Source organism: Streptomyces antarcticus, assembly GCF_026627255.1.
Lineage (GTDB): Bacteria > Actinomycetota > Actinomycetes > Streptomycetales > Streptomycetaceae > Streptomyces > Streptomyces antarcticus.
In genome coordinates, this window is sequence record NZ_JAPNLM010000010.1 from 177129 (window position 1) to 191745 (window position 14617).

Annotated in this window: 15 protein-coding genes, 1 tRNA gene and 1 pseudogene; 5 read left to right on the plus strand and 12 right to left on the minus strand. The window is 69.2% G+C overall.

Translation table 11 applies throughout. The annotated features are described in order from the left end of the window. Window positions 1-78: 78 nt before the first annotated feature. From OTB16_RS17585 to OTB16_RS39265, 4 genes and pseudogenes are all read right to left on the minus strand, one after another. Window positions 79-1371: a hypothetical protein gene (locus tag OTB16_RS17585; protein WP_267721179.1), complete on the minus strand. Its 1293-nt coding sequence runs from the start codon at window positions 1369-1371 to the stop codon at window positions 79-81. 272 nt (window positions 1372-1643) lie between these two features. Further along, window positions 1644-2144: pseudogene (locus OTB16_RS39600) on the minus strand (zinc finger domain-containing protein); the annotation flags it as partial. 5 nt (window positions 2145-2149) lie between these two features. Continuing rightward, the gene (locus OTB16_RS39260; protein WP_324290841.1) at window positions 2150-2530 is read right to left on the minus strand and encodes a hypothetical protein; all 381 of its coding nucleotides are present in this window, start codon (window positions 2528-2530) and stop codon (window positions 2150-2152) included. A 10-nt stretch (window positions 2531-2540) separates the two neighbouring features. Next, a complete protein-coding gene (locus OTB16_RS39265; protein ID WP_324290842.1) occupies window positions 2541-2990 on the minus strand; it encodes a winged helix-turn-helix domain-containing protein in 450 nt (149 codons plus the stop codon). Window positions 2991-3575: 585 nt separating this feature from the next. Here OTB16_RS39265 and OTB16_RS17600 point away from each other — a divergent pair. From OTB16_RS17600 to OTB16_RS17610, 3 genes are all read left to right on the plus strand, one after another. Then, on the plus strand, window positions 3576-3827 hold the full coding sequence (locus OTB16_RS17600; protein WP_202200479.1) for a helix-turn-helix domain-containing protein: 252 nt from the start codon (window positions 3576-3578) through the stop codon (window positions 3825-3827). 138 nt (window positions 3828-3965) lie between these two features. Next, complete coding sequence (locus OTB16_RS17605) at window positions 3966-4295, plus strand: helix-turn-helix domain-containing protein (protein ID WP_243331338.1); 330 nt, start codon at window positions 3966-3968, stop codon at window positions 4293-4295. A gap of 29 nt (window positions 4296-4324) precedes the next feature. Beyond that, window positions 4325-5818, plus strand: a complete 1494-nt coding sequence (locus OTB16_RS17610; protein WP_267721180.1) for a LacI family DNA-binding transcriptional regulator — start codon at window positions 4325-4327, stop codon at window positions 5816-5818. 114 nt (window positions 5819-5932) lie between these two features. Here the strand turns inward: OTB16_RS17610 and OTB16_RS17615 are convergent, their stop codons facing one another. Continuing rightward, window positions 5933-6421, minus strand: a complete 489-nt coding sequence (locus OTB16_RS17615; protein WP_267721181.1) for a hypothetical protein — start codon at window positions 6419-6421, stop codon at window positions 5933-5935. Between the two features lie 136 nt (window positions 6422-6557). Here OTB16_RS17615 and OTB16_RS17620 point away from each other — a divergent pair, with 136 nt between their 5' ends. Further along, window positions 6558-7400 (plus strand): PE-PGRS family protein, encoded by an 843-nt coding sequence (locus OTB16_RS17620; RefSeq protein ID WP_267721182.1) that lies wholly within the window; start codon window positions 6558-6560, stop codon window positions 7398-7400. Here the strand turns inward: OTB16_RS17620 and OTB16_RS17625 are convergent. From OTB16_RS17625 to OTB16_RS17655, 7 genes are all read right to left on the minus strand, one after another. After that, window positions 7330-8982, minus strand: coding sequence for a PE-PGRS family protein (locus OTB16_RS17625; protein ID WP_267721183.1), 1653 nt, complete (start codon window positions 8980-8982; stop codon window positions 7330-7332). The genes OTB16_RS17620 and OTB16_RS17625 overlap by 71 nt on opposite strands. Before the next feature lie 94 nt (window positions 8983-9076). Further along, window positions 9077-10477: an MGMT family protein gene (locus OTB16_RS17630; RefSeq protein WP_267721184.1), complete on the minus strand. Its 1401-nt coding sequence runs from the start codon at window positions 10475-10477 to the stop codon at window positions 9077-9079. 212 nt (window positions 10478-10689) lie between these two features. After that, entirely contained in the window at window positions 10690-11142 is a 453-nt protein-coding gene (locus OTB16_RS17635) for a hypothetical protein (protein ID WP_267721185.1), read from the minus strand. Window positions 11143-11155: 13 nt separating this feature from the next. Further along, window positions 11156-12058: a nucleotide-binding protein gene (locus tag OTB16_RS17640; protein WP_267721186.1), complete on the minus strand. Its 903-nt coding sequence runs from the start codon at window positions 12056-12058 to the stop codon at window positions 11156-11158. A gap of 191 nt (window positions 12059-12249) precedes the next feature. Then, a tRNA-Pro gene (locus OTB16_RS17645) sits at window positions 12250-12323 on the minus strand. Window positions 12324-12363: 40 nt separating this feature from the next. Beyond that, a complete protein-coding gene (locus tag OTB16_RS17650; RefSeq protein ID WP_267721187.1) occupies window positions 12364-13086 on the minus strand; it encodes a Pr6Pr family membrane protein in 723 nt (240 codons plus the stop codon). A gap of 4 nt (window positions 13087-13090) precedes the next feature. After that, window positions 13091-14059: a metallophosphoesterase gene (locus OTB16_RS17655; RefSeq protein WP_267721188.1), complete on the minus strand. Its 969-nt coding sequence runs from the start codon at window positions 14057-14059 to the stop codon at window positions 13091-13093. A gap of 68 nt (window positions 14060-14127) precedes the next feature. On the opposite strand from OTB16_RS17655, the gene OTB16_RS17660 reads away from it, so the two are divergent. Beyond that, on the plus strand, window positions 14128-14589 hold the full coding sequence (locus OTB16_RS17660) for a GatB/YqeY domain-containing protein (protein WP_267721189.1): 462 nt from the start codon (window positions 14128-14130) through the stop codon (window positions 14587-14589). Window positions 14590-14617: the final 28 nt, after the last annotated feature.

The window sequence follows — 14617 nt, forward strand, 5'->3', positions numbered from 1 at the left end:
GTAGAACGACTACGGACCAGCTGGAGCCGCTGATCCGTAGTCCCCGTTCCGGTGTTTCGCGACTGACCGGAGATCCGGTCAGTCGCTGGTAGCGCTGGTACCGCTGCCCTGTTCCATGAGCAGCAGTGCCCTGAGCTCGGTGAGCCGGTGCTCGGCGATGGGGAGCCCGGCAGCGTGCACGGCGTCCCGCAAGACAGCTCGAGTGGGCTTTCCGTGCACTGCTATGGCCTGGCGGCCGATGACGAGCAACTCGTCCATTTCGGCGCCGGGAGGGCGACCGTAGCGTTGCGTCGTAGGACCGCCCTTCTCAGTGGACGGCTCCATGCCGTCGGGGGCAGGGATCGTTTCGTGCAGGGGCAGGTGGGGCTGCACAGATGTAGGCGGCGAGCCTTCGGGGTGAGCGTCGGGATCGGGGTGTTTCCTGGCTTCCTCTTCTTCCGTGCTGTTGTCGATGCCCGATCGGCTGGGTGAACTCCTCGGCTCGCAGGAGGGCGCGACGTTCCGGTCAGGGCTGGACTCGGTCCAGGGCGAAGGCAGCTCGATGGTCGCCAGCGCTACTGCGTGGCGCCGGGCCGCGAGCTGCTGGAGCAGGTCGCGGAGCTGGCGATCGTCGATGCCTACCGCGGCTTGGGCGACGGCCCGTGACAACCGCCGTGCAATGCGCCGGCCGCGCCACCCGCTGCGCTGCTTGGGGGTGCGCTCGGCGAGGCGTGCGGCCAGGGCAACGGCCTTTCGGGTGGCGCGGTCGCGGGTGATCTGTGCCGCGTCGCGATCGCGTTCGGCGATGCCCAGGCGGGAGAGCAGGCGTTCACGTATCTCGCGGCCGGTCCGGGCGAGGATGCTGTGGGAGGAGGCTTCCGGCTTGTGGAGGCGTAGCTCGATGCCCATGGCCTGGTGCCAGAGCAGTGCGGCGAGGACCGGGCCCACGAAGGCTCGCACGGTGCCGCCGACCAGGCCGGACTCGGCGTACGCGGGGATCACCTGCACGGTGGTGATCACCCAGGTTAGGGTGCCCGGCAAGCCGGGTGCCTGCTTGGGGCCGTGGAGGTTCTGCCGTGCCAGCAGCGCCGTGGCGAACAGGGCGAACTCCGCGGCGGCGAACATGGCGGCGCGTTCGGCCGTGCCGCTCATGTCCAGGTAGTCGGCGGCGAACCGCCAGCTGGTGTCGGCGCTGTACGCGGTGCAGCCGACCGCGGCCAGCGCGGCGATGGTGACGGCGGGCGACGCAGGCTTGCGGATGCCGCCGTTTCGACGTGCGCGTTGCTGCGCCAGCCGCTTGATCAGCAGCGCGGAGCAGGTCAGTGCGAGGGCGATGAGAGTGAGGGACGTGGCGTTCCAGTGCCCGAGTGCGGGCAGGGCGAGTGGTGTCATGCAGGGGTCTCCGGAGACTCGCCCGCGCCATGCAGGGGCGCGGGCGGGCGGTGTGGTGATGGCGATGAGGCGGGGAGGCTGCGCCGGAGGCGGGCGAGGCCGTCGCGACGAGACCAGGAGCACGGTGGGTGGCCGACCCAGAGGCCGGACCGGCACGAGTGGGGGGCGGCTCAGCGTCTGGTGGAGCGAGCGGGACCCGAAGAGGGAGTGCCGATGCCGCCCGCCACGCCGGTGGTCGGGCGTGGTGGGGCCGACTGCCGGGTGGGAGGCGTGGCGGTGACGGCTTCGCGGCCCGCACGACCGGACCGGTAGGGCGCGAGCTGGGCGCGTACCGCTGGAGGGATTACGGATCCGACGGAGCGCAGGCGGGCCTCGACGTCGGGGTGCGGGCCGACGGTGAGCTCGTGGAGGGTGGACGGTGCTGTCTCGCCGACCGCGACGGCGCGCCGGTTTCCGCGCAGTTCGGATAGGTATGCGGTCACGTCGTCCGGATCCGCGACCGGGAGGGGATCGGTGTGCCGTGCCAGGCGGTCGCGGCGGTAGGCGTCCCACTGGCGGGCGATGTCCACCGGCAGGATCCGAAATCCGGAGGTGCGGGTGTGTGCCGTTACCGCTTCGCGGACGTCCCAGCCGTGGGCGGTGAAGGGAACGTCGGCCAGGATCTCGTGCCACTGGGCGATCTGGTCACGGGCAGTGCCGCTGTCGGTGTGGGCGGTGCGGGTGTCGAGGCGTCCGACGTAGGCGAGCAGGAGGGCGATCTCTCGGAGGTCCAGGGTAGTTATTCCGTTCCGGTAGGGGTGTCATGGGCTTCGAGCTCGGTGAGGGCATCGAGCAGGGCGCTGGTGTGCTGTTCGGCGCGGGTCCTTCCGGTCGCAGGACCGGAGGAGGCGCCGCCTGGCAGGGAGCGCAGGTGCGGGCGGCCAGGAGCAGGAGTGTGTTCGCGGGTGATCCACTCGCGCCAGTCGGCGGACCAGGCAGCGGCGTTGCGCGGTCCCCAGACCGCCCGGTAGTTCCGCCACTTCTCGTCAGCCGCTCGCAGGGCGTGCTCGCCGAGCCGGCCGAGGTGGCCCTGTTGCCGCAGCCACGTCTCGGTGGCGTCGTCGATGTGCCACTGGGCGGCGGGGATGAGCGGGGAGCTGCTGCTCTTACTACCGTTCATCTTTAGTTCTCTACTGTTCTGGGGGTCGGATTCCGGCCCCCAGCCGGGCTGGAATCCGGTCCCCCCCAGGGGTTGGATTCCGGTCCCCGGGGCCGGATTCCGGCCCCTCTGCAAGTGGCTTCGACGGGCTGGATTCCGGCCCGGTGGGGGCCGGATCCCGGTCCCTCGCGGTGGCCTGCTCGGCGAGGAACCGAGCCGCGTCGGGGAGGTGGTAGTACCTCTCGCCGCGAGGGCCCTTGCGATCCTCGATCCACGCCAGCTCGCCGCTGGCGATCAGCTTGTCGAGGGCGTCCCGCACGGCGCTGCGGGACGCGTTGGCCCGCTTCATGAGGGCGGAGACCGAGGCGTACGCGATGCAGCGGCCATCGACGCATCGGTCGGCGATCAGCACGAGGATCATGCGGGCGGTGCCCTTGCTGCGGCTGTGGTCCCACACCCATGCGCGGGCGTCGTGACTCATCGGGTGGCGGCTCCTTGGTGTGGGCGGGCAGGGGGTAACCCGCTTCGGGTGGGGGAGGGGAGGGTGCGGTGTGACGGTTGCGGCCTGCGGGCGTTGGTGCTGGCAGCTTCGCTGCCTGGCCTTGGAGTGCCGGGGCTTGCCGTGTCCCCCGGGATCAGCGTTCGGGGTGCATGGACAAGACAGCCACATTGGTTCGCGCAAGTCCAGCATTCCGCCGAGAAAGCAAACAGCTCACGGCGAACATGTCCCTGTGGGTGTGTAAAAACGGTAGACCCGAATCCCCGGTTGACCAAATAGCTCGGGAAATCGGCGGGACGAATAGGGCAAGTCGCGACGCTTCGGCAATGTCTCCGCGCACCCTCGCCGTTACCTCCTGGTGCTCCATCTGTGCAGGTTGGAAGGGTGCAGCCTGCGGGCTGCTCTCCAGTCGACGGACCTGACGGGCCATTATTTGGTCAACCGGGGATCCGCTGCTATGTTTCGCAATTTTTCGGCGGCAGGGTAGGGAACCTGACAACAAAGCGGCGGAATGTAGCAGCAGATCCCCGGTTACCCAAACCGGGGATCCCAAGTTACAAAATATGCATGCCCCCAACACCTCTGGAAATCGGTCCGGCCGGGAATCGGGTCGCCCGTGCCATCGAGCGAGCCCGCACCGCCCGCGGTGTCGCCCAGCGCCAGCTGGCAGCCCGTGCCACCGCGCTGGGCCACCCCATGACCGTCACGACGATTTCCCGCATCGAACGCCGACGCCGCCGCTGCGACGTCGACGACCTCGTCGCGATCGCCGCCGCCCTCGGCGTCTCCCCGCTCGTGCTGCTCCAGCCCGCCGCGTAGCCGCACGAGCCCGGCCTGCGGCGTGCCAGTGTCGCCGCCGGCCACTCCGCACAGGCCATTTGTCCACTCCAGAACCGCGGTCGAACCCTCGGCCTACTCCGCCGTACCTGATGAGGATCCTTCTTGCGTCAATCGCCCATGGCCGCAGCCTGCTCCGACTCCTCCGCCCTCCCCCGACTGTTCCGCCCCGAGGAGATAGCCGATGCCCTCGGCTGTTCCGCCTGGTGGGTCAAGGACCGGGCCAGCCGGGGACGCATCCCGTTCACCCGGGTCGGACGTTCGTACCGCTTCACCGCTGAACACCTCGCGGAGATCATCCGCCTGTACGAAGTGCGGCCGGCGATCGCACCCGAACCAGTCGCACCCTCCGTCCGTACGGTGCCGTCGCGCACGGCAGCCCCATCCGCCCGCCTCCGCGCCCGTCGACCCCGCCGTGCGCGCCAGGACGACTTCGACACCACCGCGTAGCTGACGAGCAACCAAGAGGGGAGGAAACAGTGGGCTTCGCGGAGAAGCGCAGCAACTACTGGCGCGGTCGTTACAAGGCGGCGCCCGGAAAGCACAACACGGTCGTCGACTCGACCGGAGCGACCATCAAGTTCGCCACCAAGAGAGAGGCCAAGCGGGCCGCCGACGAGGCGGAGATCGGCTTCCGGCGCGGCGACGTACGTGACCCGTCACTGGGCCAGGAGACGTTCGGCGAGTACGCGAGCCGCTGGTACGACGCCCAGGACCTGGCCGCGTCCACCATGCAGAACTACCGCCGCCACATCGAGGAGCACCTGCTCCCCGACTTCGAGGACAAGGCCCTCGCCGGCATTCTCCGTACCGACGTCGCGCTGTGGGAGAAGAAGGAACGTGCCTCCTACGCCGCCTCCAGCGTCAAGACCTGGCGGGCCACGCTCCACCTCATCCTCGCCGACGCCGTGGACGAGGGGCTCATCGACGCGAACCCCGCCGCCAAGCGCCGGGGGAGGGGCAAGCGGGCCGGCCGCTCCGCCGACCGCGGTCCGGAGAAGGTCGTCACGGACGCGCTCGGCGCCCTCCTGATCGCGGAGCGGGCTGCCCTGCTGTCCGGCCGGGACGACGAGTTCGTCGCGGTGATCCTCAAGGCGTACACCGGCATGCGCTGGGGCGAAGTCGTCGGCCTGGAAACCGAGTTCGCCCGGCGGGGCTCGGTCCGAGTCGAGTGGCAGCTGTACGAGCTCGACTCGGGTGTGATGGTCCGCTGCCCGCCCAAGGACGACAGCTACCGCACCATCGACGCCCCCGACTGGCTCTCGGCCCTCGTGGCCGACCACGTCGCCCGTACCAAGCCCAAGCCGTGCCCGTGCCATGGCAGGACGTACGTCTTCCAAGGCCAGGGCACCGCCCGTACCGGAGGACACCAGGGCGCGAAGCTGGTCGACGTAGCCCGCCGCGCTGGCGTCTCCACGGGCACGGTGTCCAACGTCCTGAACCACCCCGACCGCGTGCGCGAGGCCACTCGCACCCGGGTCGAACTCGCCATCACCGAGCTGGGCTTCGTACGCGGCGGCGCACCCACGGAACACGCCGCCCACTGGCGCCGCAACGGCTTCGCCACCTGGCTCTTCCACCCGGCGACGACGGGCTGGTACCCGAAGAAGGCGCCGCAGGAGTCCCGTCCCGTTCCGCTCCTCGGAGACCCGTTCCCGGGCATACCGGTCCGGGGTCGCAACGCCCAGGGTCGCGCCGACGCTTGCTGGACGGCCATCGCCAGGGGCCTCACCCCGCACGGCCTGCGCCATTCCCACCGCACCCACATGGAGGACCTCGGCACGGAGAAGGTCCTCATGGACGAGCGCATGGGCCACATCGACGGCTCGGTCTCCGCCCGCTACGCCCACGTCACGCCCGGCATGCGGCGGCGCCTCATGGCCGGCCTCACCCAACAGTGGGAGACAGCGCTCGCCGCCCGCCGTGAGATGGGCCCGAGATCCCCTGTCGCTGCTCTCGACCGGCTTCTGTGAACGACGTGTAGTCGCTGACAGGTCTACCGCTGCGAATATGCAGGCCCGGCCCTCCCGAGGGAGGCCGGGTCTGCCCATCGGCGAGGGCCTCTACAGTCGAAGCCGAATCCCGATCTACTTGCCCGTCGCCGGAGCGCGCCTGACGATGTCGGACAGCTGGCCACGGTAGGTGGTGCCGAGCTTGCTCACCACGCCTGCGGTAGGGCCCGGGCCGTCCTTCATACGGCTCACGTAGTTCTCTGGCAGCAGCACCCGATCGCCGACTTCGAGCGGCTCGCTCCCACGCCAGCGGTAGCTGTACCTGCCGACCTCTACGACCTGGTGGCCGTCGACCTGGTAGACGCGCCTCGTGGCGTCCAGTTGCTCCTCAAGTTCCTTGACGCGATGTTCCAGCCGTTCGACCCGGGACTTGGAGAAGCTCGTGCTGCTCTCGCTGCCCGACCTGTAGCCCTCGCTCCACCCGCGCCGATGTGCCTCGGCCACGGCTTTGTCCTGCTCCGTGGCGTGCGTGCCGCACGCCACGTCCGAACCCGATATCCGGATCTTGCACGGACTCCCCGAGCGGGTAGGTCGCCCGCAGGTCCGGTCCTGGTGGTCGGTCATGTGCGGTAGTCCCCTTCGGTAGAACGCTGACAACGATCTTCTCCCAGACCGCTTCCGATCGAACGGCGGAAACCGGACAGGCACCCGATCCGGCGTTCGGCATCCGGCGCCGCCGGTGACCTGGCTCAATGGAGGAATGGAGATCGGGGAGCATTGGGCCTATCGACCAAGGCCCAAGGAACTGGGCGGTGCACTCCGCCCGGTGGAGATCGTCAGGGTGGGCGGCTCAGGCAGGTCCGGGAGCGTCCACGTGCGGTTCCTGGAAGGTGACGCAGCCGGCCTGCAGGAGTGGGTGAGCCCCAGCTGCCTGGTCGCCCTCTGGCCTGACGTCGAACTCTTCCGGGCGGACGACGCGGCGGAACTGGCCCTGGCCGAGGCATCGAGGGCAGTGCGGGGGAGCGCTGAATTCGAGGCGGCCCGGATGATCCTGGGCTTCGTCCGGCCCAAGGGCCGGCTACGTCTGCGGAAGGCGGTGGCCGACGCGGGCGTCTTGGAGCTCGGGCATCTCGACGAGACCGCGCCCCTCGTCGGCATGGAGGCTGCCCGACTACGTGATGACCCCATGGTCCACGAGGACCGCAAAGGCTGCTCCCTTGTGGGCTGGCCGATCACCGAGCGGATAGCACGCCAGGTCGCCCAGCGGCTGGCCGAGGAGATCCTGCCCGAGGTCGACCGGCGGCAGCGAGCCATAGAAGAGGAGCGCGACCGATCTTCCTGGTACGGCCACCAGCGTCGGGACGACCGAAGGCTGGACGCGGAGAAGGAAGCCCTGCGCACGGTGCGGGAGTGGTGCGGACAGGAGAAGGCAGAGCGCCACGACGAACTGGTGGCCCTGAGGTCGGAGGTGCTGCGACTCGGGGAACTGGTCGAGCGGGCCGTGAAGGCGCTCCGCGACCGGGGCCACGGTGTCATCGCCTCCACCATTGAGCGCGACCTGGGCGTCCATATCTCCAGCCTTGGTCCAGACGTTCGTCGCTGAACGCGCGTGAGCGCTCCGACTCCGGCCGTGCCTCGGGCTGGGCCGGAGCGGGCGGCGACGGCGGCTTCTCCTTCTTGGGACGGTGCGGGTGCCAGCCGTCTAGGAACGGACGAAGCTGGTCACCCGTCGGCTCCGCGTGGAAGTTCCGCCCGCGTAGCCCCTTGCGGCTCAGGATGGGATCGAGCCGGGCTGCCTCTGACCGTCCCCAGGCCGACCACTCCCGAAGGCTCTCTGCCTCTGCAGGGTCATCCGCCTGGGAAGCGGCCTCGTCCAGTACGTCGCAGAACGCCCGGATCTCGCCGACCGCTCGCCACTGGTCCAGAGCCGTCCCGAACTGCTCGGCCCGCGCCGCGTCGACCGCCTTGATCGAAGCCACGCTGACCGCGGTCTCCCACTTCTCCTGTGTCCGCTGCTGCTTCTCCGCTTCCACCCGTTGGCGGTCGGCCTCCTGCCTCGCACGCTCCTCCTGCAGCCGATGCTGTTCCGCGTCGCGCTCCTCCCGCAGGCGGCGCTGCTCCGCCTCGTACTTCAGCCTGGCCCGCTCCTGCTCCTGCCCACGTGTCTTCAGTACCTTGAAGACCTCATCGATCTGGTCTTCCAGCGGCCTCTCGTTGGCGTCGGCCCACTCCCTTTTGATGCCCAGGCGCAACTCGAGCTCCCCGGAAGGCTCGAACCGGTGCGCCGGCGTCACCCGCTGCCAGTCATAGGTGCGCCGGCCCGGCTGCTTGGGTACGTACGGGACCTGCCTCTGTCGCTCACGGAAGCTGATCTCGCACGTGATGCCATGGACGGTGAGCAGTGGCCTCGGCTGCTTGCGCTTCCTGGAGACAGTGATCTCGCCATGGAGGGCGAAGGCGCGCTCGGCGAACAGCCGGAGCAGAGACAGAACCCGGGGGAGTACCTCCTCCGAGACTTCGAAGGCGCTGTGGTCCTTCTCGACCGCCGCGATCACATCGTCGACGTCGGTCAGCGTCCTGCTGCGTGCGAGCCTGATGCGGTTCCACTCGGTGTCGTCCTCGCCGTTCAACCGGAGCAGCCCGAAGCTGATGTCTCCCTTGGCCCGCCCGGTGTACTTCAGGTGGTATCCGGCCGGGGGATACTGCCTTGCCGCATCGAAGGCCCGTCGGTACCGGGCCCGCTCCGCCTCACCCGGATCCGGGATGCGCAGGAAACGCCCAGCCTGCTGCACTTCCGCGATCAAGGCCGCCCCGATATCGGCGGGGGAGGGCTGTGGAACCTTGGGCGCACGCTGAACACGAGGTTTCGGTTCGGCTGGGTTCTTGGGCTCGGGAGGCTCAGGCTCCTGGGTCGCCGCGGTGGCGGCCGCTGTCGTGCGGGACCTTCGAGGTGCGGGTGCAGGCCGGTCCGGGTGATGGCCGTGCTGGAGGTAGAAGCGCCCAGCATCGGAGATCTCCGCCTGCCACCGTCCGCCCTCCTTCGGCATGGCGATGAGGCCCCGTTCCTTCAGGGCACGCGCAGTAAGGGCGAGCTCCGGGAATTCTGACGTGACCGGGTCGCTTCCCTCCCCGATGCGTGTGAGGAGGGCAAGTTGGCGATCGTTGAGCGGTGTCCAACGGTGCATGTGATCGTCGTACCGTCAGCGATCCGGTGGGCACAAGCTGTGCGGTGGGCTTTCCGGGGGCTGGTTCCCGGCCGGCCTCTACGGCAGTTCGAGGTCAGTCGCCAGGGAGGGTCTTCAGGGCTTCCACGGACAGGCGCGCAGTCGGATCCGCTGCCCCTGCATCGAAACGGACGCCCTCGGCCGCCAGGATGTCGGCGGGGGAGTCTGTGCGGGTGGGGTCGCTCCAGCGGAAGCCGGGGCTGACGCGGCCCGCCGCGTTGAGGACCCGCCAGGCATTGGGGCACTGGCCGCAGGTTGCCAGGTGGGTGCCGACCGGGACGGCGTGGCTGCTGATCACGGCCGCCACGTCCCCGTAGGTCGTCCACCGTCCGGCGGGGACGGCGTTCAGGAGGGTGTGCAGGCCCGTCCAGTCCTTGCTGGTGCCGTTGAACTGCTTGGCCAGGCCAGCGAGGTTGGTGCCGGCCAGTGCTGCCCATTCGTCGGGGTCGACGGTGTCCGGGACGTGGGCGGTGTCGATGTCCCACCAGGTGGTTCCCTGTATGCCGTCGGCTTTGCGGCCGGTCACGCTGGTGAAGATGTGGTTGGCCAGTCCGGTCGGGGTGTACGGCTTGCCGTCGCTCTTCCACGTCAGCGGCTTGGCAGTGTTGTTGTTCCACGTGACACTCGCTCGGCTGCTGTCCTCACCGACCCAGGCCAGGATGTCCTCGCGGATGCCTTCGGTCACTCCGTGCCTCGGCGTCAGCCGGAGCAGGGCCCCATCCGGGATCAGCCCGGCGCCGACGATAACGTGCACGGCGTTCTGGGCCCGCGAACGTTCCTCCAGCTTCTGGGCCGCGGCCTTGGCCTCGATCCTGGCCGGAGCGAGAGTGAACTCCTCCACCTCCGGGGTGGGATAGACCTTGGTGAAGCTGGCGACGAGCTCGTCCTTCACCTTCCACAGGCCCACCTGGATGAGGTCGATGTCGAGGTTCATCTCCGACAGCCACACCACGGTGTGGGTGACCTGCTTGGGGAAGTCGCCGGCGATGATCACCTGCCTGGGGCGCTGGAGCAGTTCAGGGCTCCAGTCCCCGTCCACGTGGTCCAGGAGGCGCTGGCGGCACGTGTCGAGTTCGAGGCTCTCGCCCCGCACCTTCCGGAAGTCGCGGTGCGCTTGGGCCAGTGTGTCGAGGTCGAACCGGGACACCAGGGCGGCATAGGTGATCGCCTGGAGGTGGACGTCGCGGTCGGCGGTACCCCGCTTCAGCTCGACCACCACGAGCCGCCCGGTGGCATCCAGGCCCAGGACGTCCAAGCGGTCGCGCGCCGGCACCCCGTCCGTGTCGGCCCACCGATCGAACTCGGAGGTGATCACGAGCACCGACTCTCCGAGAACCTGAGGGTGCGCGATCACCCACTCCTGGAGGTGCTGTCGTTCGAGGAGCCCCTCCGCTGCGAGCGCGGTCGGTGCTATGGGTACGGCCAAGGCCCCTTCGACGGTGAAGAGATGATCCACGCTGTCCCCCTGCCCCAGTCCGCCGTCCAGGCGCTCTCGCGCCGAGCCTACGTGCGGACCGTGCCCCGGGGCAGCTGCTTCCGGTAGATCACGGACGGGGTAGGGCCGACTTCTAAGTCGGGTCGTGGGCGATGCCGGTGCCCCCACCGCACGAGATCACCGCGGGATGGGGCGCCGACGCCTACCGTAACTTCTGTTTGTACCGTCTGGGATCAGACGGCGAAGGCTTGACCGCATACGAGGCAGTGATACGGGCCCGACGTGTCATCGGGTACCTTCACCGGCTCGTACGAGTGGCAAGGGGAGGCCACGATGACCATGTCGTCGGGCTCGATGAGTGGCGAAGGCGTCTCCGGGGTATCCACACTGCCCCTGAGATCGACCTTCACGTACTTGCTGCGTGCCTGCTTGAGGGTGGCCTTCAGCTCCTGCTCCACCATCCGTGCTGCGACTGGAGCCATCAGGCCCCCGGCATAGTCGATCTGTTCCCGCGTCCACCAGGAGTCCGGCCCCGCTGGCTGCCCGCACAGAGGGCAGTAGTAGGTAGTTGGCGACGGCTGCTGCTCGGCCTCCGCATTCGCCGGCCCGTGGTGCCACTTGAACTGATCAACGCAGTGCGGGCATTCCCGGCGCAAAAAGCCGTCGTTGTCGAGAGGCAGACTCATTGGGATCTCCACGTCACGCCCCATCCACGAACTCTTCGACCTCGATCGGCACACCGTCGACGGTCTTGCCCGACAGGACAACGTTGAAGTACGAGCTTGCTCCGGACCACCCCAGGGAGCGAGAGGTGAGCAACCGAACGGACTTCCCAGCCGGCAGCTTGGGGACCGGGAAGTCGGCCTGGCTGCGAGTGATGAGCTCCTCCCCTGCGTCAGCCCGTACGTCCAGGTCGTAGACGTCGCCGGGGCCGTGATTGGTGATCTGTACGGCCCCCATCTTCTTGGGGCCATTGTCGACGTACCGAGCGCTGAGCCGGGGCATACCCGCTGCCTGTGACGACGGTAGCTTCCGGCCCAGGGGGAGCCCGCCGCCCGGGGTGACAGGAGGGGTGAGGTCGCCCGCGTCGTGCCAATCTGTACCGGTCAGTCGCACGGCACACCCGGCAGTCTGTAGGCGCATCGCGAGATCCTGCCGCTTGCGCACGGAGCCGTCGAGGCGGATCACGTGTCTGCCGTGAATGTCACTGAAGACCTTCACCTGCCCGAGTTCCACGATCACGGTGCGGTTCTCGTCGCGGCCCATGGCCATCCCTGCCTCGAACAGGACATTCGGCCGGGGCTGCATCTGTGGGTTGCACTCGGGATCGCCGGCGTACGTCAGACTCTCGTGGAGGTAGGTGACGTCATCGGGCGTCTGCAGGACGACCACTGCTTGTGCACTGCTGAACGCCGTGTCGAGGACCTCGCCGATGTACGGGGAGCCCTTGCCGGTCATCTGAATGGCCTCGGACCACTCGATTGGATCGAGGCCGATGGCGCGCAGGAACTCGAAGAGCCCCTTGCGAGCGAGCTCGTTTCGTCCGTGGATCACGAACACCTTGCGAGGATCTGTGCCGTCCTCGCCCACTCGGTCTGCCATGTCTTGCTCACCACTCACGGTCGAGAGGGAACTGTCTTCAGCGACGGTAGCGGCAGGTACCGACACTCAGGCCTCGATGAGGGGAGCCGGATTCGGAGGTCGGCTCCCCGATGGCTCCCAAGACAGGGGCAAACGCCAAACAGGGGCCTGATCCACTGAGTGGATCAGGCCCCTGACCTGGTCTTACGAAGTCGGGGTGGCGGGATTTGAACCCACGACCTCTTCGTCCCGAACGAAGCGCGCTGCCAAGCTGCGCTACACCCCGATCGTCGCCTTGGCAGCGTGTGCTGTCCTGGCGACATCGATTACTTTAGCGGACCTCCGGCCGGAGACGAAATCCGGTTTACGGGGCCCGCGTCCGGAGTCAGCGGTGATGCCCGGCGGAAGCGGTCCGCCGCCACCAGCGCGAGCCCGAGAGCGTAGAAGGCGAGGCCCAGTACGGCGGCGTTCAGCGCGACGCGGGCGTAGCCGTACTGGGCCACGTCGACGAACGGGTACGGGTAGCGGCCCTTGGTGCCGGGGGCCAGCAGGGCGCCGCGGACCAGGGCGAAGGTCACGTACGCCAGGGGGTAGGCCAGCCACTGGAGGGCGTGGCGGGGGCGCAGGGTGCGCGGGGCCGTCAGGAGGAGGAAGTCCAGGACGGCGCCGATCGGGGTGACCGTGTGGAGGAGCTGGTTCGCGACGGCCTTGGCGCCGGAGAGCTCGGAGAGCTCCGCAACCACGTTGAAGGGGCTCGACGGGTTGGCCAGGACCAGGTGGAAGACCAGGCCCGTGACCAGGATGAAGAGGAGTACGCCGCCCCGCCACAGCGGGGCGACGTCCGGCCGCCGCTGCCAGGTGCGGGCCGCGGAGAGCCCGAAGACGGCCGCGACCAGGATGTTCGTCCAGATGGTGAAGAAGCTCAGCACCAGGGGCACGCTGCCCTGGACGCACTCGATGACGATCCCCGTCGCGGCCGCCGCCGCGATCACGGCGCGGAAGCCCGTGGCGGCGGCGCGGGCGAAGGGACGGGGCGGCGGCGGGGTCATGCCGTCAACGTACGGGCGCCGGCCTCGGGAGTTCTCCGGCCCCCGGCGTCAGCGTCAGGAGCGTCGCCTCCGGAGGGCACGCGAAGCGGACCGGGGTGTACCGGTTCGTGCCGCAGCCCGCCGAGACGTGGAGGTACGCGCGGTGGCCCTCCGCCTCGTGCGTGGAGAGCCCCTTCACCCGCTTCGTGTCCAGGTCGCAGTTGGTGACGAGCGCCCCGTAGAAGGGGATGCACAGCTGCCCGCCGTGCGTGTGCCCGGCGAGGATCAGCGGGTACCGGTCGGCGGTGAAGGACTCCAGGACGCGCAGGTACGGGGCGTGCACGACGGCCATCGAGAAGTCCGCGTCCGTGTCCGGGCCGCCCGCCACCCGCTCGTAGCGGTCCCGCTTGATGTGCGGGTCGTCCAGGCCGGTGAAGGCCAGCTCCAGGCCGTCCAGCTTCATCCGGCCCCGGGTGTTGGTGAGGTTCAGCCAGCCCGCCGCGTCGAAGGCGTCCCGCAGGTCCTCCCACGGGTTGTGGACGGCGCCGACGACCGGCTTGTTGCCGTTCAGCCCGTGCCGGCCCTGCGTCCGCTCGATCAGGTAGCGGCCGGGGTTGCGCAGCCGGGGCCCGTAGTAGTCGTTCGACCCGAAGACGTACACGCCGGGGAAGTTCATCAGGGGGCCGAGGGCGTCCAGCACCTCCGGCACGCCCTCGGTGTCCGAGAGGTTGTCGCCGGTGTTCACGACGAGGTCGGGGCGCAGGCCGGCGAGCGACTGCAGCCAGGCGCGCTTCTTGCGCTGCCCGCCGACCATGTGGATGTCCGACACCTGGAGTACGCGCAACGGGCGCATCCCCGGAGGCAGGACGGGCACCGTGACCCGGCGAAGGCGGAACGACCGCGCCTCGAATCCGGCGGCGTAGGCCACACCAGCGGCCCCCACCGCCGCGATCCCGGCAGCAGCCTTCAGAGGTACTCCGTAACGCGCGCGCATGGACCCATCGTCGCAGACCGGGAAAACGCGCGGGCGCCATCACCCCCGTACCTGGCAGACTCATGTCCATGACCACGCTCAAGGCCAAGCTCCAGGAAGACCTCACGACCGCCATCAGGGCGCGCGACGAGCTGCACTCGTCCACGCTGCGCCTGACCCTCAGCGCCATCACCAAGGAGGAGGTCGCCGGCAAGGAAGCCCGAGTGCTCTCCGACGAGGAAGTCCTCAAGGTGATCGCGAAGGAGGCGAAGAAGCGCCGCGAGGCCGCGGACGCCTTCGCCCAGGGCGGCCGTCCCGAGCAGGCCGCCCGGGAGACCGCGGAGGGCGAGTTCCTCGACACGTACCTGCCCCGGCAGCTCTCCGACGACGAGCTCGTCGCGATCGTGACGCAGGCCGTCGAGGAGGCCAGGGCGGCGGGAGCCGAGGGGCCGCGGGCGATGGGCGCCGTCATGAAGATCGTGAACCCGAAGGTCGCCGGGCTGGCGGAGGGCGGGCGCGTCGCCGCCGTCGTCAAGCGGCAGCTGTCCTGACCGGACCCCGTCGAACGGGTGAGGGCCC

Excerpts from the sequence above, each read along its gene's own strand:
- OTB16_RS17600 (WP_202200479.1), top strand. The coding sequence starts at position 3,576 with ATGCCCCCAACACCTCTGGAAATCGGTCCGGCCGGGAATCGGGTCGCC.
- OTB16_RS17625 (WP_267721183.1), bottom strand. The coding sequence starts at position 8,982 with ATGCACCGTTGGACACCGCTCAACGATCGCCAACTTGCCCTCCTCACA.
- OTB16_RS17585 (WP_267721179.1), bottom strand. The coding sequence starts at position 1,371 with ATGACACCACTCGCCCTGCCCGCACTCGGGCACTGGAACGCCACGTCC.
- OTB16_RS17620 (WP_267721182.1), top strand. The coding sequence starts at position 6,558 with ATGGAGATCGGGGAGCATTGGGCCTATCGACCAAGGCCCAAGGAACTG.
- OTB16_RS39260 (WP_324290841.1), bottom strand. The coding sequence starts at position 2,530 with ATGAACGGTAGTAAGAGCAGCAGCTCCCCGCTCATCCCCGCCGCCCAG.
- OTB16_RS17660 (WP_267721189.1), top strand. The coding sequence starts at position 14,128 with ATGACCACGCTCAAGGCCAAGCTCCAGGAAGACCTCACGACCGCCATC.
- OTB16_RS17635 (WP_267721185.1), bottom strand. The coding sequence starts at position 11,142 with ATGAGTCTGCCTCTCGACAACGACGGCTTTTTGCGCCGGGAATGCCCG.
- OTB16_RS17650 (WP_267721187.1), bottom strand. The coding sequence starts at position 13,086 with ATGACCCCGCCGCCGCCCCGTCCCTTCGCCCGCGCCGCCGCCACGGGC.
- OTB16_RS17605 (WP_243331338.1), top strand. The coding sequence starts at position 3,966 with ATGGCCGCAGCCTGCTCCGACTCCTCCGCCCTCCCCCGACTGTTCCGC.
- OTB16_RS17640 (WP_267721186.1), bottom strand. The coding sequence starts at position 12,058 with ATGGCAGACCGAGTGGGCGAGGACGGCACAGATCCTCGCAAGGTGTTC.
- OTB16_RS17615 (WP_267721181.1), bottom strand. The coding sequence starts at position 6,421 with ATGACCGACCACCAGGACCGGACCTGCGGGCGACCTACCCGCTCGGGG.
- OTB16_RS17655 (WP_267721188.1), bottom strand. The coding sequence starts at position 14,059 with ATGCGCGCGCGTTACGGAGTACCTCTGAAGGCTGCTGCCGGGATCGCG.
- OTB16_RS39265 (WP_324290842.1), bottom strand. The coding sequence starts at position 2,990 with ATGAGTCACGACGCCCGCGCATGGGTGTGGGACCACAGCCGCAGCAAG.